22 protein-coding genes are annotated in these 20,908 nt (G+C 74.4%); 2 read left to right on the top strand and 20 right to left on the bottom strand.

Annotated features, from left to right (window positions below; translation table 11 throughout):
- The 6 genes from carA to ATL31_RS15935 form a co-directional block, all read right to left on the bottom strand.
- The gene (gene carA, locus ATL31_RS15960; protein ID WP_101396958.1) at positions 1 to 1,167 is read right to left on the bottom strand and encodes a glutamine-hydrolyzing carbamoyl-phosphate synthase small subunit; all 1,167 of its coding nucleotides are present in this window, start codon (positions 1,165 to 1,167) and stop codon (positions 1 to 3) included.
- Positions 1,161 to 2,465: a dihydroorotase gene (locus tag ATL31_RS15955; RefSeq protein WP_101396955.1), complete on the bottom strand. Its 1,305-nt coding sequence runs from the start codon at positions 2,463 to 2,465 to the stop codon at positions 1,161 to 1,163. The genes carA and ATL31_RS15955 overlap by 7 nt, the downstream gene beginning before the upstream one ends.
- Entirely contained in the window at positions 2,462 to 3,406 is a 945-nt protein-coding gene (locus ATL31_RS15950) for an aspartate carbamoyltransferase catalytic subunit (RefSeq protein ID WP_101396953.1), read from the bottom strand. The genes ATL31_RS15955 and ATL31_RS15950 overlap by 4 nt, the downstream gene beginning before the upstream one ends.
- Positions 3,403 to 4,032: a bifunctional pyr operon transcriptional regulator/uracil phosphoribosyltransferase PyrR gene (gene pyrR / locus ATL31_RS15945; protein WP_281256274.1), complete on the bottom strand. Its 630-nt coding sequence runs from the start codon at positions 4,030 to 4,032 to the stop codon at positions 3,403 to 3,405. The genes ATL31_RS15950 and pyrR overlap by 4 nt, the downstream gene beginning before the upstream one ends.
- 191 nt (positions 4,033 to 4,223) lie before the next feature.
- Complete coding sequence (locus ATL31_RS15940; protein ID WP_101396951.1) at positions 4,224 to 4,853, bottom strand: FMN-binding negative transcriptional regulator; 630 nt, start codon at positions 4,851 to 4,853, stop codon at positions 4,224 to 4,226.
- Positions 4,854 to 4,868: 15 nt separating this feature from the next.
- On the bottom strand, positions 4,869 to 5,243 hold the full coding sequence (locus ATL31_RS15935; RefSeq protein WP_101396949.1) for a hypothetical protein: 375 nt from the start codon (positions 5,241 to 5,243) through the stop codon (positions 4,869 to 4,871).
- A 153-nt stretch (positions 5,244 to 5,396) separates the two neighbouring features.
- On the opposite strand from ATL31_RS15935, the gene ATL31_RS15930 reads away from it, so the two are divergent.
- Positions 5,397 to 5,576 (top strand): hypothetical protein, encoded by a 180-nt coding sequence (locus ATL31_RS15930; RefSeq protein WP_101396947.1) that lies wholly within the window; start codon positions 5,397 to 5,399, stop codon positions 5,574 to 5,576.
- Positions 5,577 to 5,623: 47 nt separating this feature from the next.
- Here ATL31_RS15930 and nusB read toward each other — a convergent pair whose 3' ends face one another.
- The 13 genes from nusB to ATL31_RS15865 form a co-directional block, all read right to left on the bottom strand.
- Positions 5,624 to 6,037, bottom strand: a complete 414-nt coding sequence (gene nusB / locus ATL31_RS15925; protein WP_101396945.1) for a transcription antitermination factor NusB — start codon at positions 6,035 to 6,037, stop codon at positions 5,624 to 5,626.
- Between the two features lie 3 nt (positions 6,038 to 6,040).
- Entirely contained in the window at positions 6,041 to 6,601 is a 561-nt protein-coding gene (gene efp, locus ATL31_RS15920; protein ID WP_055812156.1) for an elongation factor P, read from the bottom strand.
- Positions 6,602 to 6,729: 128 nt separating this feature from the next.
- Complete coding sequence (gene aroB / locus ATL31_RS15915) at positions 6,730 to 7,830, bottom strand: 3-dehydroquinate synthase (protein ID WP_143598414.1); 1,101 nt, start codon at positions 7,828 to 7,830, stop codon at positions 6,730 to 6,732.
- A complete protein-coding gene (locus ATL31_RS15910) occupies positions 7,827 to 8,330 on the bottom strand; it encodes a shikimate kinase (RefSeq protein WP_101397756.1) in 504 nt (167 codons plus the stop codon). Before ATL31_RS15910 ends, aroB begins: the two co-directional genes overlap by 4 nt.
- Positions 8,330 to 9,559 carry a chorismate synthase gene (aroC, locus tag ATL31_RS15905; protein WP_101396943.1) on the bottom strand — a complete coding sequence of 410 codons (1,230 nt, stop codon included), beginning with the start codon at positions 9,557 to 9,559 and terminating at the stop codon, positions 8,330 to 8,332. Before aroC ends, ATL31_RS15910 begins: the two co-directional genes overlap by 1 nt.
- Before the next feature lie 24 nt (positions 9,560 to 9,583).
- On the bottom strand, positions 9,584 to 10,267 hold the full coding sequence (locus ATL31_RS15900; protein ID WP_101396941.1) for a prepilin peptidase: 684 nt from the start codon (positions 10,265 to 10,267) through the stop codon (positions 9,584 to 9,586).
- On the bottom strand, positions 10,264 to 11,091 hold the full coding sequence (locus ATL31_RS15895) for a shikimate dehydrogenase (protein WP_211284049.1): 828 nt from the start codon (positions 11,089 to 11,091) through the stop codon (positions 10,264 to 10,266). Before ATL31_RS15895 ends, ATL31_RS15900 begins: the two co-directional genes overlap by 4 nt.
- A gap of 10 nt (positions 11,092 to 11,101) precedes the next feature.
- Positions 11,102 to 12,277: an endolytic transglycosylase MltG gene (mltG, locus tag ATL31_RS15890; protein ID WP_101396939.1), complete on the bottom strand. Its 1,176-nt coding sequence runs from the start codon at positions 12,275 to 12,277 to the stop codon at positions 11,102 to 11,104.
- On the bottom strand, positions 12,274 to 12,810 hold the full coding sequence (gene ruvX / locus ATL31_RS15885) for a Holliday junction resolvase RuvX (RefSeq protein WP_101396937.1): 537 nt from the start codon (positions 12,808 to 12,810) through the stop codon (positions 12,274 to 12,276). The genes mltG and ruvX overlap by 4 nt, the downstream gene beginning before the upstream one ends.
- Entirely contained in the window at positions 12,807 to 15,503 is a 2,697-nt protein-coding gene (alaS, locus tag ATL31_RS15880) for an alanine--tRNA ligase (RefSeq protein WP_101396934.1), read from the bottom strand. Before alaS ends, ruvX begins: the two co-directional genes overlap by 4 nt.
- Before the next feature lie 232 nt (positions 15,504 to 15,735).
- Positions 15,736 to 16,050, bottom strand: a complete 315-nt coding sequence (locus ATL31_RS15875; protein ID WP_101396932.1) for a TraR/DksA family transcriptional regulator — start codon at positions 16,048 to 16,050, stop codon at positions 15,736 to 15,738.
- Positions 16,051 to 16,115: 65 nt separating this feature from the next.
- Positions 16,116 to 17,528: a replication-associated recombination protein A gene (locus tag ATL31_RS15870; RefSeq protein WP_101396930.1), complete on the bottom strand. Its 1,413-nt coding sequence runs from the start codon at positions 17,526 to 17,528 to the stop codon at positions 16,116 to 16,118.
- 54 nt (positions 17,529 to 17,582) lie between these two features.
- Complete coding sequence (locus tag ATL31_RS15865) at positions 17,583 to 18,095, bottom strand: DinB family protein (protein WP_101396928.1); 513 nt, start codon at positions 18,093 to 18,095, stop codon at positions 17,583 to 17,585.
- An 87-nt stretch (positions 18,096 to 18,182) separates the two neighbouring features.
- Here ATL31_RS15865 and ATL31_RS15860 point away from each other — a divergent pair, with 87 nt between their 5' ends.
- Positions 18,183 to 18,983: a GNAT family N-acetyltransferase gene (locus ATL31_RS15860; protein WP_101396926.1), complete on the top strand. Its 801-nt coding sequence runs from the start codon at positions 18,183 to 18,185 to the stop codon at positions 18,981 to 18,983.
- A gap of 39 nt (positions 18,984 to 19,022) precedes the next feature.
- On the opposite strand, the gene aspS is transcribed toward ATL31_RS15860, so the two are convergent.
- Entirely contained in the window at positions 19,023 to 20,831 is a 1,809-nt protein-coding gene (gene aspS, locus ATL31_RS15855; RefSeq protein WP_101396924.1) for an aspartate--tRNA ligase, read from the bottom strand.
- Between the last annotated feature and the right edge of the window lie 77 nt (positions 20,832 to 20,908).

The following is a 20,908-nucleotide window of genomic DNA, read 5'->3' as shown; positions in this document are numbered from 1 at the left end:
TCAGGCCACCTCTCCGTGCGTCGTGCCGGGCGTTCGCGCGCTCTCCATGAGCTGGATGAAGCGGTCGAAGAGGTAGGCGGCGTCGTGCGGGCCGGCCGCGGCCTCCGGGTGGTACTGCACCGAGAAGGCGACCAGGCGCTGGTCGCGGCGCACCTCCAGCCCCTCGACGACGTCGTCGTTGAGGCAGACGTGGCTCACGGTGACCTGGCCGAACTCGGTGCTCGTCGAGCCCTCGAGCGGGGCGTCGACGGCGAACCCGTGATTGTGGGCGGTGACCTCGACCTTGCCGGTGGTGCGGTCCATCACCGGCTGGTTGATGCCGCGGTGACCGTACTTGAGCTTGTAGGTGCCGAAGCCCAGGGCCTTGCCGAGGATCTGGTTGCCGAAGCAGATGCCGAAGTACGGGATGCCGGCGCGCAGCACCCCCTGCAGCAGCTCGGCCTGGACCTGGGCGGTGGCGGGGTCGCCGGGGCCGTTGGAGAAGAACACCCCGTCGGGCGCGGTCTCGCGCACCTGCTCGAGGGTGGCGGTGGCCGGCAGCACGTGCACCTCGATGCCGCGCTCGGCCATCATCCGCGGGGTCATGGCCTTGATCCCGAGGTCGACGGCGGCCACGGTGAAGCGCCGCTCCCCCACCGCCGGCACCACGTAGGCCTCGGTGGTGGCGACCTCGGCGGCCAGCGAGGCGCCGGACATCTCGGGCGCCGCGGTGACCCGCGCGAGCAGCTCGGCGGCCGGTAGGGCGGCCTCCTCCCCGCTGAAGATCCCGACCCGCATGGCCCCGCGCTCGCGCAGGTGACGGGTCAGGGCCCGGGTGTCGAGGTCGCAGATGCCGACCACGCCCTGGGCGTCGAGCTCGTCCTCGAGCGAGCGGTTCGAGCGCCAGCTCGAGGGCCGCAGCGCGGGGTCACGCACGACGTAGCCGGCGACCCAGATGCGCCCGGACTCGTCGTCCTCGTCGTTCCACCCGGTGTTGCCCACGTGCGGGGCGGTCATCACGACGACCTGGCGGTGGTAGCTGGGGTCGGTGAGGGTCTCCTGGTAGCCGGTCATCCCGGTGGAGAAGACGGCCTCGCCGACGGTGGCGCCCCGGCGGCCGTAGGCCCGGCCGGTGAGGGTGCGCCCGTCCTCGAGGACGAGGACGGCGGGTTCGCGGGTGGTCAGCATGCGGTGGGCTCCCCTTCGCGCGCGGTGACGGCGCCGCGCAGGATCGTGGTGTGGACGGCACCGGTGAGGCGGGCACCGTGCCACGGCGTGTTGCGGGACAGGGACTGCGAGGTGGCCCGGTCGACGGTGACCGGGGCCGTGGGGTCGACGAGGACGAGGGTGGCGGGCTCGCCGGCGGCGATGGGGCGTCCGTGCCCGGTGAGGCCGGCGACGGCCGCCGGGCCGGTCGACATCACCCGGGCGAGGTCGGCCATCGACATCCGGCCGGTGCGCACCATCAGGTCGTGCACGACGCTGAACGCGGTCTCGAGACCGAGCATCCCGAAGGCCGCGTCGACGAAGGCGTGCTCCTTGTCGTGCCGGGCGTGCGGGGCATGGTCGGTGGCGACGGCGTCGATGCTGCCGTCGGCCAGCCCCGCGCGCAGGGCCTCCTGGTCCTCGGTGGGCCGCAGCGGTGGGTTGACCTTGTAGACGGGGTCGTAGCCGCTGAGCAGCTCGGTGCCGAGCGCCAGGTGGTGCGGGGCGACCTCGGCCGTCATCGCGATCCCCTGGGCCTTGGCCCAGCGCACGACGTCGAGGCCCTCGGCCGTGCTGACGTGGGCCACGTGCACCCGGCTGCGGGTGTGCCGGGCCAGCATGGCGTCGCGGGCGATGATGCTCGCCTCGGCCACCGGCGGCCATCCGGGCAGCCCGAGGCGCCCCGACAGCTCGCCCTCGTGGCAGCAGGCCTGCGGGCCGGCCAGGGCCGGGTCCTGGCTGTGCTGGCTGACCACGCCGCCGAAGGCCCGGACGTACTCCAGGGCCCGGCGCATCACCCGGCCGTCGGCGACGCAGTGGCCGTCGTCGCTGAAGACGCTGACCCGGGCTCGGCTGCGGTGCATCAGGCCGAGCTCGGCGAGCTCGTGCCCTTCGAGGCCCTTGGTGACCGCGCCGATGGGCACGACATCGACCAGCCCGGCGGCGCGGCCGAGGTCGAGGATGCGCTCGGCGGCCTCGGCGGTGTCGGTGACGGGGCTGGTGTTGGCCATGGCGAGCACGGCGGTGTAGCCGCCGACCGCGGCGGCCCGGGAGCCGGAGGCGATGGTCTCGGCGTCCTCGCGGCCCGGCTCGCGCAGGTGGGTGTGCAGGTCGACGAAGCCGGGCAGCAGGGTGAGGCCGTCGGCGTCGAGGCGTTCGACGCCCGACGGGGCGTCGGCCGCGGCGGCGGCGCCGACGGCGGCGATGCGTCCGTCGACGACGAGCACGTGGGCGGTGCCCTCGCCGAGGACGTCGGCACCGCGGATGAGCAGGTCGCTCATGCCGCCACCTCCTCGCCGGCCAGCAGGTGGTAGAGCACGGCCATCCGCACCGCCACCCCGGCCGAGACCTGGTCGAGCACCAGGCTCTGGGCGGCGTCGGCGGCGTCGGCGCTGATCTCGAGGCCCCGGTTCATCGGGCCCGGGTGGCAGATGACGGCTTCGGGGTTGGCGGCGGTCAGCGCGCGCAGCCGTTCGCGGGTCAGGCCGAAGCCCACGGTGTACTCCCTCGGCGTCGGGAAGAAGCCGCCGCTCATCCGCTCGCGCTGGACGCGCAGCATCATCACGGCGTCGGGGCCGGACGCCAGCACGGCGTCGAGGTCGTCGGTGAGCTCGAGTCCGTCGGCCGCCGCCCAGGCGGTGATGCCGCTGGGCATCAGGGTGGGCGGCGCCACCAGGGTGACGTGGGCGCCCAGGGTGCGCAGCGTGATGGCGTTCGAGCGGAACACCCGGCTGTGGGTGAGGTCGCCGACGATGGCCACCCGCCGCCCTTCGAGGCTGCCCAGGCGCTGCTCCATCGTGTAGGCGTCGAGCAGGGCCTGGGTGGGGTGCTCGTGGGTGCCGTCGCCGGCGTTGACCACGCTGGCGTCGACCCACTGCGAGACCTGGTGCGCGGAGCCGCTGGCCATGTGCCGGATGACCACGCAGTCGACGCTCATGGCGTCGATGGTCATCACGGTGTCGCGCAGGGACTCGCCCTTGCTCGTGCTGCTGCCCTTGCCGGTGATGTTGATGGTGTCGGCGCTCATCCACTTGCCCGCGATCTCGAAGCTGCTGCGGGTGCGGGTGGAGTCCTCGAAGAAGAGGTTGATGATGGTGCGCCCGCGCAGGGTCGGCAGCTTCTTGACGTCGCGGTGCTGCACCTCGTGCATCTCGGCGGCGGTGGCCAGCAGCATCCGCACGTCGTCGCGGGTCAGGTCGGCGCTCGAGAGCAGGTGCCTCATCGGGTGACCTCCGGGGTGCTGGGGCGGCCCGCGCGGGTCTCGCCGTGGGCGATCGACACCGAGTCACCGCCAGGGTCGTCGACACCGGCGAGGCGCACCATGACCCGCTCGCTGTGGGCGGTGGGGAGGTTCTTGCCCACGTGGTCGGCCCGGATCGGCAGCTCGCGGTGGCCGCGGTCGACCAGCACCGCGAGGCGCACGGCGCGCGGGCGGCCGAGGTCGGAGAGGGCGTCGAGGGCGGCCCGGATGGTGCGCCCCGAGTAGAGGACGTCGTCGACCAGGACCACGACGCGCTCGTCGACACCGCCCGCCGGGAGGCGCGTCTTCATAGGCGCGCGGGTGGGCTGGTGGCGCAGGTCGTCGCGGAACATCGTGATGTCGAGCTCACCGACCGGCACCTGGGTGCCCTCGATCTCGGCGAGCAGGTCCGCGAGGCGCTTGGCGAGCTCGACGCCGCGGGTCGGGATGCCGACCAGGACGAGTTCGGAGGCGCCCTTGTTGCGCTCGACGATCTCGTGCGCGATGCGCCGCAGGGCCCGGGCGACGTCGGGCTCGCTCATCACGGTGCGGGGAGCGGCGGGGTCGGGCGGGGGCCCGGGGGGCAGCGTGTCGTCGGCGCGCGTCATCCGCGTGCGACCTCCTTCCCCGCCTCACAGGACGGGTCGTTAAAGGATGTCTGGCGGGGACCACTCTAGAGGGTCCGGACCCGGGGCCGGCGCACGCATCCGCGGGTCGGACGGGTCACGGGATGGCGTCCACCCGCTGTGCGCCGGTCGCTGGAGCGAGCGTCCGCGCTGGCACCCGGGGCCGCGCGGGCTCAGGAGGGTTCGAGGCCGTCGGCCATCGCGTCGGCCACGCCCCGGGTCTGCGCCCGTTCCTCCCGGAGCAGCCCCTCGACGACCCCCGAACGGTCGTCCGAAGAGCGGTTCTGGCTGAGCTTCTCCTTGCCCTCCACCGCTGTCACGGTCAGCTCGAGCCCCACGATGCCCCGCAGCTGCCCCTCGACGTACTCCGGAGGAGCATCCGTGACACGCCACCGGTCGTGGCGGCCGGCCTCGTGCCGGTCGGTGAGGTCGGTGACGGCTGAGCGCAGCCACTCGGGGTCCTCGTGGACACGGGCCACCCCGGTGAGGTGCACCGCGCTGTAGTTCCAGGTCGGCACGACCCGGCCGTGCTCCGCCTTGGACGCGTACCAGCTCGGGGAGACGTACGCGTCGGGTCCGGTCACGACCAGGAGCGCCGGGGTGCCGTCCCCGATCTCGCGCCAGTGCGGGTTCGCCCGGGCCAGGTGGGCGACGACGGTGTCCTCCCGCCACAGGACCGGGAGGAACGACGCCGACGGCGCGGACCCGGCGCGGCTCGTGACCAACCAGCCGGCCCCGACCTCGGTGACGAGGCGGCGTACCGCGAGGTCGTCCTCGGCACGGTTGAACGGTGGGATGTACATCGGCCCCGATGCTACTCAGGGCGGGGTGCGCGGGCGGAAACCGGAGCACAGCACTCGCAGGTGCGTGATGCGGTCGCCGTCGCCGCGGTAGTAGGCCTGCTGCTCGGCGACCGCGTCCCCGTCGGGGGTGCTGAGGGCGAGCCGGTACGAGACGCGGTGGGTGTCGCTGACGCGCGCACCGCGGGTGACGTCGAGCAGGCCGGTGACCACGTCGGTGTCCTCGAACCAGCTCTCGAACAGGATGTCGAGCACCTCGTCGGCGGTGGTGGCTTCCCACGCGCGGTTCGGGGTGAGGCCGCGGAAGTCGACGTCCTCGGCCAGGATGCCGCGCAGGGCGGTGCGGTCCTTGGTGGCGACGGCGTGGGCGAAGCGGGGCCCCAGAGAGGTCATCCCCCAGTGTGCGGCCCCTCGGGGTCGGGGCACCAGGGGCGTGGGCCGGGCCGGGTCCGCGGGCGTCTCGGCGAGCGAGACGCATAACGAACACCTATGGTTTCAGTAACACACTGTGATGCACGGATCCGACCAGCGCCGAAGGAGGCCACGATGTCCGACCAGCCCGCACTCCCCCACGGTGGCATCGTCTGCGCGGCGCCTGCGGCTGTCACCGGCCCGGCCGCCCGGGCCGGGGCGCTCTTCCCGCCGAAGGACGCCGACGCCGAGACCTACCGGCGCTGGCTCGCGGCGTCGCCGTGGCCCGAGGTGGTCTTCGCCAGCGCCCGCTGACGGCCCCCGGCGTCCAGTCCGGCGGCCGAACCCGCTGCCGGACCGCCTCAGGCCAGGGTCGGCTTGACCTCGACCAGGCGGGCCAGCAGGCCGTTCACGAAACGCGGGCTGTCGTCGGTGGAGAGCTCGGTGGCGAGCCCCACCCACTCGCTGATGGCGACCGGCTCGGGCACGTCGCTGGAGTACAGCACCTCGAAGGCACCCAGCCGCAGGATGGCCCGGTCGACCGCGGGCATCCGCTGCAGCGACCAGCCCTGCGAGTAGGTGCTGATCAGCTCGTCGAGCTGCGCCCGGTGCTCGGCCACGCCGGTGACCAGGTCGGCGGTGAGCTCGGCCAGCGCGTGCTCGGTGACCGGCCTGGCCAGCCGCTCACGCAGCAGGTCCGCGGGGTCGATGCCGCGCTGCTCGGCCTCGAACATCAGGTCGAGGGCGCGCTTGCGGGCCTTGGTGCGGGCGGCCACGGGTCAGCTGACCCGACCGAGGTAGGAGCCGTCGCGGGTGTCGACCTTGACCTTGGTGCCGGTCTCGAGGAAGAGCGGCACGGCGATCTCGGCGCCGGTCTCGAGCGTCGCGGGCTTGGTGCCGCCGGTGGAGCGGTCGCCCTGCAGGCCCGGCTCGGTGTAGGTGATCTCGAGGACGACCGAGGCCGGCAGCTCGATGAAGAGCACCACGCCCTCGTTGCGCGCCACGATCGCGTCCTGGTTCTCGAGCATGTACTTGGCGGCGTCGCCGACGACCTCGGGGCTCACCGAGATCTGGTCGTAGGTGTCGCCGTCCATGAAGATGAAGTCGGTGCCGTCGTTGTACAGGTACTGCATGTTCCGCTTGTCGACGTTCGCGGTCTCGACCTTGACGCCGGCGTTGAAGGTCTTGTCGACGACCTTGCCGCTGAGGACGTTCTTGAGCTTGGTCCGCACGAAGGCCGGGCCCTTGCCGGGCTTGACGTGCTGGAACTCGACGACGGTCCACAGCTGGCCCTCGATCTTGAGGACGAGGCCGTTCTTGAGGTCGTTGGTCGATGCCACGGGAGCGTTCGCTTTCTGCCAGTCGGAGGGCGCCCGCGTCGGGGCGCGCGTCAGCCCCGCGAGGGGGCTGGGGATCAGCGACCATCGTAGCGCCCCGGCCACGAGCCCCCGGACGCCCTCGACGGGCCTCAGCCGGTGAGGGCGGCGTACGCGCCGCGCAGCACCCGGTCGTCCGGCCCCTCGAGGCGCACCGGGTTCGCCAGGCCGTCGAGGACCACGAAACGCAGCGTGGCGCCGCGGCTCTTCTTGTCGCGCGCCATCACGGCGAGCAGGTCGTCGAACCGCCCCGGCGCGTAGGTGGTCGGCAGCCCGACCGCCGCGAGCACCGACCGGTGGCGCGCCAGCAGCGCGTCGTCGACGGTGCCGGTGGCGTGCCCGAGCTCGGCGGCGAAGACCATCCCGATGGCCACCGCCTCACCGTGCCGGCGCCGGTACCCCTCGAGCTGCTCGACCGCGTGGCCGAGGGTGTGGCCGTAGTTGAGGATCTCGCGCAGGAACGACTCGCGCAGGTCGGCCGCGACCACCTCGGCCTTGACCCGGACCGCGCGCTCGACCAGCTCGGCCAGCACCGGAGCGTCCCAGCGGGTGGCCGCCCCGGGGTCGGCCTCGACCAGCTCGAGGATGCGGGGGTCGGCGATGAAGCCGCACTTGAGCACCTCGGCCAGCCCGGCCACGACGTCGGCGTGCGGCAGCGTCCGCAGCACGTCGAGGTCGCAGACGACCCCGGCCGGCGTGTGGAAGGCGCCCACCAGGTTCTTTCCCTCGGCGGTGTTGATGCCCGTCTTGCCGCCGACGGCCGCGTCGACCATCGCGAGCAGCGTGGTCGGCACGTGCACGACCGACACGCCGCGCAGCCAGGTCGCGGCCACGAAGCCCGCGAGGTCGGTCACGGTGCCTCCCCCCACGGCCACGACGGCATCGGTACGGGTGAAGGCCAGCTCGCCGAGCACGGCCCACAGCCGCGCCGCGACGTGGACGTCCTTGGCGGCCTCGGCCTCCTCGACGGCGGCCAGGTGCACGGTCAGCCCGGTGGCGGCCAACAGGTCGGCGACCGTCCGGGCGTACGTCTCGAGCCCCTGGGGGTGCACCACCATCACGCGGGCGACCCCGGGGGGTAGCATCCCCGCCACGCGGTCCAGCACGCCGCGCCCGACGACCACGTCGTGCAGCGAGCCGACCGGGATGGTCAGCGCCGCCCGGCCGCCGTCCTCACCATCGTGCGCAGTCACGCGCCGCCGACCAGACCGGCGACCTCGGCCGCAACCTCGTCGGGGGTGCGTCCGGCCGTGTCGACCACATGGGTGGCGACCCGCTCGTACACCGGGCGGCGGGCGTTCATCAGGCGCACCCACGATGCGCGCGGGTTGACGGCCAGCAGCGGGCGGCTGCGGTCGAACCCGACCCGCTTGGACGCGTCGGCGATCCCGACGTCGAGGAACACGACCACGTGGTCGGCCAGCAGCGGCTCGGTGAGCGGGTCGACCGGCGCCCCGCCGCCGAGCGCGACCACGCCGTCCTCGTCGGCCAGCGCACGAGCCACCTCGGCCCGCTCGAGGTCGCGGAAGGTCGCCTCACCGTCCTCGACGAAGATGTCGCCGATGCTGCGCCCCTGCGCCGCCTCGACGCCCTCGTCGGTGTCGTGGAACGGCACGCCCAGCAGCGCCGCGAGCGCGCGGCCCGTCGTCGTCTTGCCCGACCCGGGCGGCCCGACCAGCACGGCGCGGGGCATCAGGCGTCCCACGTGCGCATCGAGGCGGGCACGGCGTCGAGGTAGGCGCGGTGGTTGCGGGCGGTCTCGGTCACCGAGTCGCCACCGAACTTCTCGAGGCACGCCTCGGCCAGCACGAGCGCGACCATGGCCTCGGCGACCACCCCGGCGGCCGGCACGGCGCACACGTCGGAGCGCTGGTGGATGGCGGTCGCGGCCTCGTCGGAGGCGACGTCGACCGTGCGCAGCGCCCGCGGCACCGTGGAGATCGGCTTCATCGCGGCGCGGACCCGCAGGACCCCGCCCACCGACATCCCGCCCTCGGTGCCGCCGGCCCGGCCGGTGGCGCGCCGGATGACGCCGTCGGCGCCGCGGTCCATCTCGTCGTGGGCCTGCGAGCCGCGGCGCGCCGCGGTGCGGAAGCCGTCGCCGACCTCGACGCCCTTGATGGCCTGGATGCCCATGAGGGCGGCGGCCAGGCGGGAGTCGAGGCGGCGGTCCCAGTGCACGTGCGAGCCGAGCCCCGGCGGCACGCCCACGGCGACGACCTCGACGACGCCGCCGAGGGTGTCGCCCTCCTTGCGGGCGGCGTCGACCTCGGCGACCATCGCGGCCGAGCCGGCGGCGTCGAAGGCGCGGACGGGGTCGGCGTCGAGCGCGGCCACGTCGTCGGGGCCGGGCAGCGGCGCGTCGTCGGCCACGCCGGCGGTGCCGATGGAGACGGTGTGCGAGACCAGCCGGATGCCGTAGGCCTGCTCGAGGAAGCGGGCCGCCACGGCCCCCAGCGCCACCCGCGCCGCGGTCTCGCGAGCCGAGGCGCGCTCGAGGACCGGGCGGGCGTCGTCGAAGCCGTACTTCTGCATCCCGACGAGGTCGGCGTGCCCGGGGCGCGGCCGGGTGAGGGGGCGGTTGCGCGCCACCTCCTTCTCGGCGTTGACGTCGTCGGAGGCGGCGTAGTCCTCGGGCGCCACCGGGTCGGGGCTCATCACCGTGCGCCACTTGGGCCACTCGGTGTTGCCGATCCGGATGGCGATGGGCGAGCCCAGGGTCAGCCCGAGCCGGACACCGCCGAGGATCTCGACCTCGTCCTGCTCGAACTTCTGGCGGGCGCCGCGGCCGTAGCCGAGCCGACGGCGCGCCAGGGCGTCACCGATGTCGGACGTCGTGACCTCGACCCCGGCGGGCAGCCCGTCGACGGTCGCGACGAGGGCGGGGCCGTGTGACTCCCCCGCGGTCAGCCAGCGCAGCATGGGCTCGATCCTTCCACGCCGGGCTCAACCGCCGACCAGCGCGGTCGCGATGCGGGACGTGGCGCCCACGGCGACCCAGGCGCCGAGGCACATCGCGGGCCCGTAGGCGATGGACGACTTCAGCCCCACCCGGCGCCCGAGCAGGAGCACGACGGCGGTCACGCCGCCGATGAGGAAGCCGGCCGCCATCCCCACGAACAGGTGCCCGAGGCTGAGCCAGCCCAGCAGCGCGCCGATCACCGGGGCCAGCCGGATGTCGCCGCCCCCGACGCCCCCGCCGGGCAGCAGGCCGAGCAGCAGGTAGAACCCGCCCATCACGACGGCGCCGACCACCCCGCCCAGCCACCGGGAGTCACCACTGGCGAGGCTGGCGACGGCCAGGAGCACCAGCAGCGCACCCCCGGTCGGGACGACGAGCCCCACCGGCAGCCGGTGCACGTCGAGGTCGATCCAGACCAGCCCGACCGTGAGCCAGGCGAACAGCAGGAAGGCCGGCAGCGCGGCCCAGTGGGCGAGGTCGCCCACGGCGGCGGCGGCCAGCGCGGCCAGCGCCCCGGTGGCGAGGCCGGGCCACCACGGCCGGCCGGTCGGGTGCTCGGCCTCATCCTCACGGATGCGGTAGCCGCCGGTCGCGAGCTCGCGCCCGGTCAGGTGACCGACGGCTCCCATGACCAGCGCGCAGAGGACGACGACCCACCAGGGGCTCACCCGGGCTCCCCCAGCGCCCGCAGCCCGGCGGCCCGCATCGCGGCGAGTGGCGCCTCGTGCCCCGTGAAGAGCCGGAACTGCTCGGCCCCTTGGTGCAGCAGCATCTCGAGCCCGGAGACCACGCGCATCCCGGCGGCGGCGGCGGCCCGCGCCACCGGAGTGGGCCAGCCGGCGTAGACGACGTCGAGCAGCACGCCGTCGTGGGCGGCCGGCACGGTGCGGGCCACCTGGTCGGCCGCCGCCGGCGGCACGGTGGAGACGACCACGTCGTCGGCCGTGGTGACCCACGGCTCGAGGCCGGCCACCGAGCCGCTGCGGATGCCGACACCGGCGTCGAGCGCCCAGGCCAGCAGGTCGGCGGCGCGTGCGGTGTCGCGGGCTCGCACGGTGAGGGTCGTGACCCCGAGCTCGGCCAGCGCCAGCACGCAGGACCGGGCGGTGGCCCCGGCGCCGAGGACGAGGGCGCGGGTGGGCGGCCGCGCCAGCCGGGGCGCGAGGGCGCCCACCACGCCGGCGACGTCGGTGTTGGTGGCGTCCCAGCCACCGTCGGCGCGGCGGACGAGGGTGTTGGCGGCCCCGGCCCGCCGCGCGACGGGCGAGACCTCGACGGCCTGCGCCAGCGCCGCCTCCTTGAGCGGCATCGTCAGCGACAGCCCGCGCCAGGAGTCGTCGAGCCCCGCGAGATGGGCGGCCAGGCCGGGCACCTCCACGTCGGCGCGCCCGTACTCCCAGTCGAGGAGCCCGAGCGCCTCGTACCCGGCCCGGTGCAGGGCGGGTGAGAGCGAGTGCTCGACGGGGTGCCCGAGGACCGCGGCCCTCAGCACCGGTGCGTCCTCACCCGGTGCACTTGCCCGGGTTGGCGTCGCACCACTGGTTGAGCTTCTGCTGGTTGGCCTGCTGCTCGGCGAAGGTGTTCGCGAACAGCGTCTCGCCGGTGTCGAGGTTGACCGTGACGAAGAAGAACCACTTGCCGGGCGTCGGGTTCGCCGCGGCGTCGATGGCTGCCTTGCCCGGGCTGCCGATGGGCCCCGGCGGGAGACCCGGCGACCCGTACGTGTCGTACGGGTCGGACTTGGCGCTCTCGTACTCGGTCTTGGTGAGGTTGCCGCGCTTGTGCAGGGCGAAGTTGACCGTGGAGTCCATCTGCAGGAAGCCGCCGGTGGGCCCGTTGGGGTCGTCGAGGCGGTTCTCGATCACCCGGGCGACCTTGCCGCGGTCGGCGTCGCCGCTGGCCTCGCCCTCGACGATCGAGGCGATGATGATCGTGCGCTGCCAGTTCTTGCGGTCGACCCCGGCGGCGGTGAGGGTCTTGACGGTCTGCGCGACCATCTGGGTCAGCTGCTCGGCGGCCGGGGTCTTGTCGCCGAACTCGTAGCTGGCGGGGAAGAGCCAGCCCTCGAGGTTGCCCTTGGCCTCGGCCGGCAGCCCCAGCGCCTTGGGGTTCTTGACGGCGGCCTGGTAGTCCTTCAGCGGCACGCCGGTGGCCTTCGACAGCGTCGCCAGGGTCTCCGACAGCCAGAGCCCCTCGCGGACGGTGACCCGCTCCGTGACGCGGTTGGCGGGGTCGGCCAGCAGCTCGAAGGCGTCCTGGGCGCGCATCCCCTTCAGCAGCACGTAGGTGCCGGGCTGGATCTTGGCGGCCGTGGTGGGGTCGGCCGCCACGACGTCGAGGTAGGCGGTGCGGGTCTTGGTGACCCCCGCGTCGCGCAGCACGGTGGCGATGTCCTCGCCGGTGGCGCCGGACGCGATGACGACGTCGGTCTCGCCCTCCCCGGGGCCGGGGAAGTCGACGTCGGTCTGCCCCCCGCCGACGAGCCCTCTGACGGTCGGCCCCAGCACACTGAACGCGCCGTAGCCGGCCGCTCCGACGAGCACCACGGCGAGCAGGAGCGTCAGCAGCCGGCGGCCGCGACGTGGGGGCCGCTTCTTGCGGTGCAGCTCGCGCCGCGAGCGCGCCGGCCGACGTTCGGTGTCGTCACCGAAGATCGTGTCGGTGAAGTCCTGGCTCACGTCCTCGTGCCCTTCGTCCGTGGCTTGCGCCGCCGTTCACCGACCGGTTCCCCGGCCGGATGGCCGGTCGACCGCTCGGTGTCGAGGGCCGACTGGAGGATGAGCACCGCCGCGGCCTGGTCGACCACGGAGCGCTGCCGCCTCCCGGCGACCCCGCTCTCCCTGAGCGCGCGGTGGGCCTCGACCGTCGTCAGCCGCTCGTCCACGAGACGGACCGGAACCGGGTCGATGCTCATCGCCAGCACGCCAGCATACGTGCGGGCCCGCGCCGCGGACACGCCTTCGTCCCCCGAGAGCGACCGGGGCAGGCCCACGACCACCCCCACGGCGGCGTGCTCGACGACCAGCGCGGCGATCCGGCGGAGGTCCTCGTCGATGGCCGCAGGGGTCTCGGCCGACGCCCGCGGGAGCGTCTCGAGGGGGGTCGCGAGCAGGCCGTCGGGGTCGCTGCGGGCCACCCCCACGCGGACCGACCCGACGTCGACGCCCAGGAGGACGCCGCGACGCCGGGCCGGGCCCGGGGTGGTCGTCAACCGGCGAGCTCCCCGACGCGCCACTCGACCGCGGCCAGCGCCTCGCCCGCCTTGGTCGGGTCCTGGCCGCCGCCCTGGGCGATGTCGTCCTTGCCGCCGCCGCCGCCACCGAGGGTGCCGGCCGCGATGCGGACCAGCTCGCCGGCGGTGATGCCGCGGGCGCGAGCGCCCTCGTTGGTGGCCACGACGACCACCGGCCGGCCCTTGGCGACGCCGGTCACGGCGACGACGCTGGGCCGGTCGTTGCCGAGGCGACCGCGCAGGTCGAGGACCATGGTGCGCACGTCGCCGGCGTCGGCCTCCCCCGCGTCGTGCGCGAGGAAGGTGACCCCGCCGACGTCACGGGCGCGGTCGGTGAGCGAGCCGGCCGCGGCCTGGAGCTGCTCGGTGCGCAGGCGCTCGAGGTCGCGCTCGGCGTCCTTGAGGCGGGTCAGGAGGCCGCCGATGCGCTCCGGCAGCTCCTCGGGGCGACCCTTCACGAGCTCGGTGAGCTGGCCCACGATGGCGCGCTCGCGGGCGAGGAAGGAGAACGCGTCGTTGCCGACCAGCGCCTCGACGCGGCGCACGCCGGAGCCGATGGAGGACTCGCCGAGCAGCGTGACGAGGCCGAGCTGCGTGGTGCGCTCGGCGTGGGTGCCGCCGCAGAGCTCGCGGGCCCAGTCGCCGACCGAGACCACCCGCACGGCGTCGCCGTACTTCTCGCCGAACAGGGCCATGGCGCCGGCGTCGCGCGCCTGCTGCTGGGTCATCACCTCGGCGCTGACCGACAGGTCGTCGAGCAGCAGGGCGTTGACCCGCGACTCGACGTCGGTGAGCACCGACATCGGCAGCGCCGACGGGGCGTGGAAGTCGAACCGGAAGCGGCCGGGCGAGTTCTCGGAGCCGGCCTGGGTCGCGGTGTCGCCCAACGCTTCCCGGATGGCCTTGTGCACCATGTGGGTCGCCGTGTGGGCGCGCGAGATGGAGCGGCGGCGCTCGATGTCGACCTCGGCGTGCGCCTGCTCGCCGACCCCGACCTCGCCGGACACGACCGTGGCCCTGTGCACCACGAGACCGCTGATGGGGCTCTGCACGTCGCGGACCTCGACCAGCGCCCCACCGGCGAGGCGGACCAGACCGCCGTCGGCCAGCTGGCCGCCACCCTCGGCGTAGAACGGGGTGCGGTCCAGGACGAGCTCGACGTCCTGGCCCGCGGTCGCCGACGACACCGGCGCGCCGTCGAGGAGCATCCCCGCGACCCGCGCCTCGGAGGTGACCTCGTGGTAGCCGGTGAACTCGACCCGGCCGCCCACACCGTCGGAGAGCGCCCGGTAGACGCTGGTGTCGCCGTGGGCCGACTTCTTGGCCTTGGCGTCGGCCTTGGCCCGGTCGCGCTGCTCCTGCATCAGCCGGGTGAAGCCCTCGCGGTCGACCTCGAGCCCCTGCTCGGCGGCCATCTCGAGGGTGAGGTCGATGGGGAAGCCGTAGGTGTCGTGCAGCGCGAAGGCCTGGGCGCCGCCGAGCACCTGGCCGCCGCCCTCCTTGGTGCGCGCGACCGCGGTGTCGAGGATGGTGGTGCCGGCCGTCAGGGTGCGCCGGAACGCCTCCTCCTCGGCGTAGGCCGTCTGCGAGATGCGGTCCCAGTCGCTGCGCAGCTCGGGGTAGGACTTCTCCATCCGCTCGAGCGAGACCGGCAGCAGCTCGGGCAGGCAGGGGTCGTCGTAGCCGAGCAGGCGCATCGAGCGGATGGCGCGGCGCAGCATCCGGCGCAGGACGTAGCCGCGGCCCTCGTTGCCCGGGGTGACGCCGTCGCCGATGAGCATGAGCGAGGAGCGCACGTGGTCGGCCACGACCCGCAGCCGCACGTCGTCGGGGTGGGACTCGCTGACCATGTGGCCCGACGAGACGCCGTAGCGCTTCCCGGCGAGCGCCGCGGCGCGCTCCAGGACCGGGTAGACCTCGTCGATCTCGTAGAGGTTGTCGACGCCCTGGAGCAGCGTCGCCATCCGCTCCAGACCCATGCCGGTGTCGATGTTGCGCTGGGGCAGCGGGCCCGCGACGTCGAAGTCGTCCTTCGCGCGCACCGCCGAGAGCTCCTCCTGCATGAAGACGAGGTTCCAGAACTCGAGGTAGCGGTCCTCGTCGACGGCCGGCCCGCCCTCGCGCCCGTACTCGGGCCCGCGGTCGAGGTAGATCTCGCTGCAGGGGCCCCCCGGGCCGGGGACGCCCATGTGCCAGTAGTTGTCGAGCTTGGCGCGGCGGGTGATGCGCTCGACCGGGAGCCCGATCTGCTCGTGCCAGATGGCGAAGGCCTCGTCGTCGTCGACGTAGACGGTGGGCCAGATGAGCTCGGGGTCGAGGCCGTAGCCGCCCTGGTCCTGGGGGGTGGTGACGAGCTCCCAGGCGAGGCGGATGGCGCCTTCCTTGAAGTAGTCGCCGAAGGAGAAGTTGCCGTTCATCTGGAAGAACGTGCCGTGGCGGGAGGTCTTGCCGACCTCCTCGATGTCGCCGGTGCGCACGCACTTCTGGACGCTCGTGGCGCGGTCCCAGAGCGGGGTCTCCTGGCCGAGGAAGTACGGCTTGAACGGGACCATGCCCGCGTTGACGAAGAGCAGGTTCGGGTCGTCGAGCAGCAGTGAGGCGCTCGGCACCACGGTGTGCCCGCGGCCGGAGAAGAAGTCGAGCCAGCGGCGCCGGATCTCAGCGGTTTCCATGTCGTGTCAGTCCTGGGGTCGTGGGCCGTGCGCGGGCGATCCGACATCGTATGCCGGGCCGGCATGGCGGGGTTGGGGCAGGCGGAGGCGGGGGCGGCTGCCCCTACCGAGCTCGCGCGTCGTGACCCCGCACGACGTGGGCGGACATCGCGGGCGCGCCCGTGCGCGCCGCGGTCCCTCCGAGCGTGACCTCCATACCCACGACCCTACAAGGAGCGGCGGACGCCCCGCCTCACGCGTGCCGGACGCAGCGGGCCGCCCAGGGCCGGGCCTCGAGACGAGCCGCCGGGATGGGCTCGCCGCAGACCTGGCAGCGCCCGTAGGTGCCGTCGGCGACGCGGGCGCGGGCCGCGCGGACCTGGGCCAGGGTGTCGAGGAGCTGTTCCTGCACTGCCACGGCCGAGAGCCGGTCGACCGCCAGCGAGGTGCCCTCACCGATGCGCTTGCCGAAGGAGATGTTCTCGCCGGCGGGCGGGGCGGCGGTGAGCGTGGCGAGGTCGGCCACCAGCTGCTCCTCGTGGGCGGCGAGCGCGGCGTCGGTGTCCATCGGCCCACCGTAGGCGAGGCCGCCGACGGCGCGGACCACGCGGGCCGGCGCGCGCGCCCCTGGGCTCAGCGGCCGAGGCGCTCCTTCAGCCAGCGCCACCGCTCCTGGAGGCGCCCCTCGAAGCCGCGGTCGGTGGGGCGGTAGTAGTCGGTGGTGCCCGCGAGGTCGTCGGGCAGGTACTGCTGGCGCGCCACCCCGTCGGGCTCGTCGTGGGCGTAGACGTACGACGGCGCGCGGCCGCGGCCCGTGGCGGCCGCCGAGGCCTGCGCGATGCGGTCGGCCCCGCCGTAGCCGCTGCCCCGCAGGTGCAGGGGCACCGGCCCGCCCTTGCCGGCGCGCACGTCGGCGATGGCCTCGTTGATCCCGGTGTAGGCGGCGTTCGAGGCCGGGGCCAGGGCGTTGTGGACCACGGCCTGGGCCAGGATGATGCGCGCCTCGGGCATCCCGATCTGGGCGACCGCGTGCATGGCGGCCACCGCCGTCTGCAGTGCGGTGGGGTCGGCCATCCCGACGTCCTCGGAGGCGGCGATGACGATGCGGCGCGCGATGAAGCGCGGGTCCTCGCCCGCCTCGAGCATCCGCGCCAGGTAGTGGAGGGCCGCGTCGACGTCGGAGCCGCGCATCGACTTGATGAGGGCACTGGCGACGTCGTAGTGCTGGTCGCCGGTGCGGTCGTAGCGCACGGCGGCGTGGGCGACGGCCTGCTCGGTCTGGGCCAGGGTGATCTCGACGACCTCGGGCCGGGCCGCCCCGGGGGCGAGCGAGTCGTCGGCCACGCCGGCGGCCGCCTCGAGGAACGTGAGCGAGCGCCGGGCATCGCCGCCGGAGAGCCGCACCAGGTGGTCGCGGGCGTCGTCGGCCAGGGCGTAGGCCCCGGCCAGGCCCCGCGGGTCGGCCACGGCGCTGGTGAGGACCTCGGCCACCTGCTCGTCGGTGAGCGGCACCAGCGTGACGAGCATCGAGCGCGACAGCAACGGGGCGATGACCGAGAAGGACGGGTTCTCGGTGGTGGCGGCCACCAGGACCACGAGCCGGTTCTCGACACCCGGGAGCAGGGCGTCCTGCTGGGCCTTGGTGAAGCGGTGGATCTCGTCGAGGAAGAGCACCGTCTGGCGGCCGTAGAGGTCGCGGGTGCGGGCGGCCCCCTCCATCACCGCGCGCACGTCCTTGACGCCGGCGGTGACGGCCGAGAGCTCGACGAACTCGCGCTCGGCCGCGGTGGCCACGAGGTGAGCGAGGGTGGTCTTGCCGGTGCCGGGCGGCCCCCAGAGGATGGCCGAGAGCGGGCCCGCCGCTCCCCCACCGCCCTCGATGAGCCGGCGCAGGGGGCTGCCAGGGCGCAGCACCTCGGCCTGGCCGCGGACCTCGTCGATGCTGCGCGGCCGCATCCGCACGGCCAGGGGGGCCATCGCCGACGAGCCGGCACCCGGGCGGTCACCGGCCGCGGCGCCGAAGAGGTCGGTCCCGTCCTGGCTCATCCCGCGAGGCTAGCGCCGCGCGCCGACGCCACCGGCCCCGGACGCTCCCTCCGGTCAGAAGTAGCCGGTCTCGCCGTCGAGCAGCTCGCGCAGCAGGTCGAGGTGGCCGGCGTGCCGGGCGGTCTCCTCGAGCATGTGGTGCACCATCCAGCGCAGCGACGCCTCGCCGACCGAGTGCAGCGCGGTGCTGCCGGTGTCGTCGAGTGACCGCCCGGCGATGGCGGCGTCGGAGCGCGCGCAGGCGGCCTCGTAGCGGTCGAGGACCTCGGCCAGCGACAGGTGGTCGACGCGGAAGTCGCCGTCGTCGTCCTCGCGGCGCAGCCCCGGCAGCTCGGAGGGCTCCCCCAGCAGCACCTCGCGGAACCACAGGTCCTCGGTCGAGGCCAGGTGCGACACCACGCCGGCCACGGTCATCAGCGGCGAGGTCGGCACCAGCGACCGGTGGGCGTCCGCGTCCGAGAGCCCCTCGCACTTCAGCCGGACGACGCCCCGCTGGAGGTCGAACCAGCCGAGGAGCTGGGTCCGCTCGTCGGCGACGGTCGGGGGACGGGTGCGCGTCGCGGGCATCGGCCCACGGTAGCCATCGGGGCGGCGGAACGGTGCCCCCGCGCACCCGGCGCCCGGGACGCCGGGCCCGCGTGCGAGATTGCTGCCATGAGCGAGGTCCGCCCGATCGGGACGTTCGAGGAGCTGCTGGAGGCCTCCGGGCACCACCCGGTCGTCGAGCTCGACGTCGGCCGCGGGTTCGCGCCGCCGGGATGGGCGGTGGCGCTCGACGGCACCGGCGCGGTCGCGTTCCCCCGCCGCTCGGACCACGGCGTCCCCGGCGCGTCGGTCCTCGGTGACGGGCCGGCCATCGACGCGCTCCTGGCCGACCCCTGGGTGCGCTCCTGGTTCGCGGCGGGCGACTTCCGCCATCTCAGCCGGCCCCGTGAGCACCACGACGTCGTCGACCGGCACCTGCCGATCGACGGCCCGGGCGGCGACTGGGACTGGCTGTGGACCCGCGACCTGCCGCCCACCGACGTCCCCGGCGAGGACCGGGTGGTGGTGCTCGACCCGGCGGAGGCCCCGGAGGCCAGGGCGCTGCTGGCCGTGGCGAGCCCCCGCACGCACGGCCAGCCGTTCGCGCGGCCCGGCCAGCTCTGGGTGGGCGTGCGCGACGACGCCGGCGCTCTGGTCGCCTGCGGGGGCAGCGAGCCGTCGGGCGCCGGCACCCCCACCCTGGCCGGCATCGCGGTCGCCACCACGGCCCGCCGCCAGGGGCTGGGGGCCGCCGTGACCGCCGCCCTCACCCGCCGCGCGGTCACCGCCACCGGCGCCTGCGCGCTCGGGATGTTCGCCGACAACGACGACGCCCGCCGGGTCTACCGGCGGCTCGGGTACCGGACGGGGATGCAGTGGCGCAGCCGCTGGCGCGCCGGGGCCCTGCCGCCCCCGCCGACCCCCTCCTGACCGCCGGGACAACTCTTTCGCCCCCTGCGGGAACCTGCGTCAGGCCGTCGGCGGCTCGGGGGCGCCCTTCGGCGGCTCGGGCTTCGCGTCGACCCCGGCCTCCTTGCGCTGCTCCGGCGTGATCGGGGCGGGCGCGTCGGTGAGCGGGTCGTAGCCGCCACCGGACTTCGGGAACGCGATGACGTCGCGGATGCTGTCGAAGCCGCCGAGCAGCATCACGATGCGGTCCCACCCGAAGGCGATGCCGCCGTGCGGCGGGGCGCCGAAGGCGAAGGCGTCGAGGAGGAAGCCGAACTTCTCCTGCGCCTCCTCCGGCGCGAGCCCCATCACCTGGAAGACGCGCTCCTGCACGTCGCGGCGGTGGATCCGGATGGACCCTCCGCCGAGCTCGTTGCCGTTGCAGACCATGTCGTAGGCGTAGGCCAGCGCCGACCCGGGGTCGGTGTCGAAGGTGTCCATGAACTCCTCCTTGGGGGAGGTGAACGCGTGGTGCACGGCCGTCCAGGCCCCGGAACCCACGGCGACGTCGCCGGCCGCGACCGCCTCCGACGCCGACTCGAACAGGGGGGCGTCGAGGACCCACAGGAAGCTCCAGGCGTCCTCGTCGACCAGCCCGCACCGCTGGCCGATCTCGAGCCGGGCCGCCCCCAGCAGGGCGCGCGACGCGCGCGGTGCGCCGGCGCCGAAGAAGATGCAGTCACCCGGCTGCGCCCCGACGTGTGCGGCCAGGCCGGCGGCCTCGGCCTCCGAGAGGTTCTTGGCCACGGGGCCGCCGAGGGTGCCGTCGTCCTGCACCAGCACGTAGGCCAGGCCCTTGGCGCCGCGCTGCTTGGCCCACTCCTGCCAGGCGTCGAGCTGCTTGCGCGGCTGGCTCGCACCGCCGGGCATGACGACCGCGCCGACGTACTCGGCCTGGAACACGCGGAACGAGGTGTCGGCGAAGAACTCGGTGCACTCGACGAGCTCCTGGCCGAAGCGCAGGTCCGGCTTGTCGCTGCCGTAGCGGCGCATGGCCTCGGCGTAGGTCATCCGCGGGAACGGCGTGGGCAGGTCGACGCCGATCAGCTGCCAGATCTCGCGGACCAGCGCCTCGCCGAGCTCGAGGACGTCGTCCTGCTCGACGAAGCTCATCTCGATGTCGAGCTGGGTGAACTCGGGCTGGCGGTCGGCGCGGAAGTCCTCGTCGCGGTAGCAGCGGGCGATCTGGTAGTACCGCTCCATCCCCGCCACCATGAGCAGCTGCTTGAACAGCTGGGGGCTCTGCGGCAGGGCGTACCAGCTGCCCGGGGCCAGACGGGCCGGCACCAGGAAGTCGCGGGCGCCCTCGGGCGTCGACCGGGTGAGGGTCGGGGTCTCGATCTCGACGAAGTCACGGTCGCCGAGGACGCGGCGCGCGGCCTGGCTCACCTTCGAGCGCAGCCGGATGGCGTGCCCGGCCGAGTGGGCGCCCGGGCGGCGCAGGTCGAGGTAGCGGTGCTTGAGCCGTGCCTCCTCACCGACCGTCACGCGCTCGTCGACCTGGAACGGCAGTGGCGCGCTGGGGTTGAGGACCTCGATCTCGCGGGCGACCACCTCGACGGCCCCGGTCGGCAGGTCGGGGTTGACGTTGCGCTCCGCGCGGGCGGTGACCTCGCCGGTGACCTTGACGACGTACTCGCTGCGCAGGTCGTGGGCCGCGCCGGTGAGCACCTCGTCGCGCGCGACCACCTGGGCGACGCCGCTCGCGTCGCGCAGGTCGATGAAGGCCACCCCGCCGTGATCGCGCCGCTTCGCCACCCACCCGGTGAGGGTGACGGTCTGGCCGGTGTGGTCGGCACGCAGGGTGCCGGCCTCGTGGGTGCGGAGCACGGAGGATCCTTCGAGTCGGGGTCGGTGTGGACGGCTGCCGGGCGGGCGGGGCCGCACGCGGCCACCGGTCCCCCGGA

Origin of the sequence: Phycicoccus duodecadis (genome assembly GCF_002846495.1) — a bacterium.
GTDB classification, from domain to species: domain Bacteria; phylum Actinomycetota; class Actinomycetes; order Actinomycetales; family Dermatophilaceae; genus Phycicoccus; species Phycicoccus duodecadis.
This window is presented reverse-complemented; position numbering and strand designations above follow the sequence as displayed.

What these genes read in the sequence shown, in the direction of transcription:
- ATL31_RS15910 (WP_101397756.1), bottom strand. Translation starts at nt 8,330, where the DNA reads ATGCCCCGCGCCGTGCTGGTCGGGCCGCCCGGGTCGGGCAAGACGACG.
- ATL31_RS15950 (WP_101396953.1), bottom strand. Translation starts at nt 3,406, where the DNA reads ATGAGGCACCTGCTCTCGAGCGCCGACCTGACCCGCGACGACGTGCGG.
- ATL31_RS15940 (WP_101396951.1), bottom strand. Translation starts at nt 4,853, where the DNA reads ATGTACATCCCACCGTTCAACCGTGCCGAGGACGACCTCGCGGTACGC.
- pyrR (WP_281256274.1), bottom strand. Translation starts at nt 4,032, where the DNA reads ATGACGCGCGCCGACGACACGCTGCCCCCCGGGCCCCCGCCCGACCCC.
- ATL31_RS15955 (WP_101396955.1), bottom strand. Translation starts at nt 2,465, where the DNA reads ATGAGCGACCTGCTCATCCGCGGTGCCGACGTCCTCGGCGAGGGCACC.
- ATL31_RS15935 (WP_101396949.1), bottom strand. Translation starts at nt 5,243, where the DNA reads ATGACCTCTCTGGGGCCCCGCTTCGCCCACGCCGTCGCCACCAAGGAC.
- ATL31_RS15865 (WP_101396928.1), bottom strand. Translation starts at nt 18,095, where the DNA reads ATGCCCGCGACGCGCACCCGTCCCCCGACCGTCGCCGACGAGCGGACC.
- ATL31_RS15860 (WP_101396926.1), top strand. Translation starts at nt 18,183, where the DNA reads ATGAGCGAGGTCCGCCCGATCGGGACGTTCGAGGAGCTGCTGGAGGCC.
- carA (WP_101396958.1), bottom strand. Translation starts at nt 1,167, where the DNA reads ATGCTGACCACCCGCGAACCCGCCGTCCTCGTCCTCGAGGACGGGCGC.
- ATL31_RS15875 (WP_101396932.1), bottom strand. Translation starts at nt 16,050, where the DNA reads ATGGACACCGACGCCGCGCTCGCCGCCCACGAGGAGCAGCTGGTGGCC.
- aroC (WP_101396943.1), bottom strand. Translation starts at nt 9,559, where the DNA reads ATGCTGCGCTGGCTGACCGCGGGGGAGTCACACGGCCCCGCCCTCGTC.
- ATL31_RS15930 (WP_101396947.1), top strand. Translation starts at nt 5,397, where the DNA reads ATGTCCGACCAGCCCGCACTCCCCCACGGTGGCATCGTCTGCGCGGCG.
- ATL31_RS15870 (WP_101396930.1), bottom strand. Translation starts at nt 17,528, where the DNA reads ATGAGCCAGGACGGGACCGACCTCTTCGGCGCCGCGGCCGGTGACCGC.
- alaS (WP_101396934.1), bottom strand. Translation starts at nt 15,503, where the DNA reads ATGGAAACCGCTGAGATCCGGCGCCGCTGGCTCGACTTCTTCTCCGGC.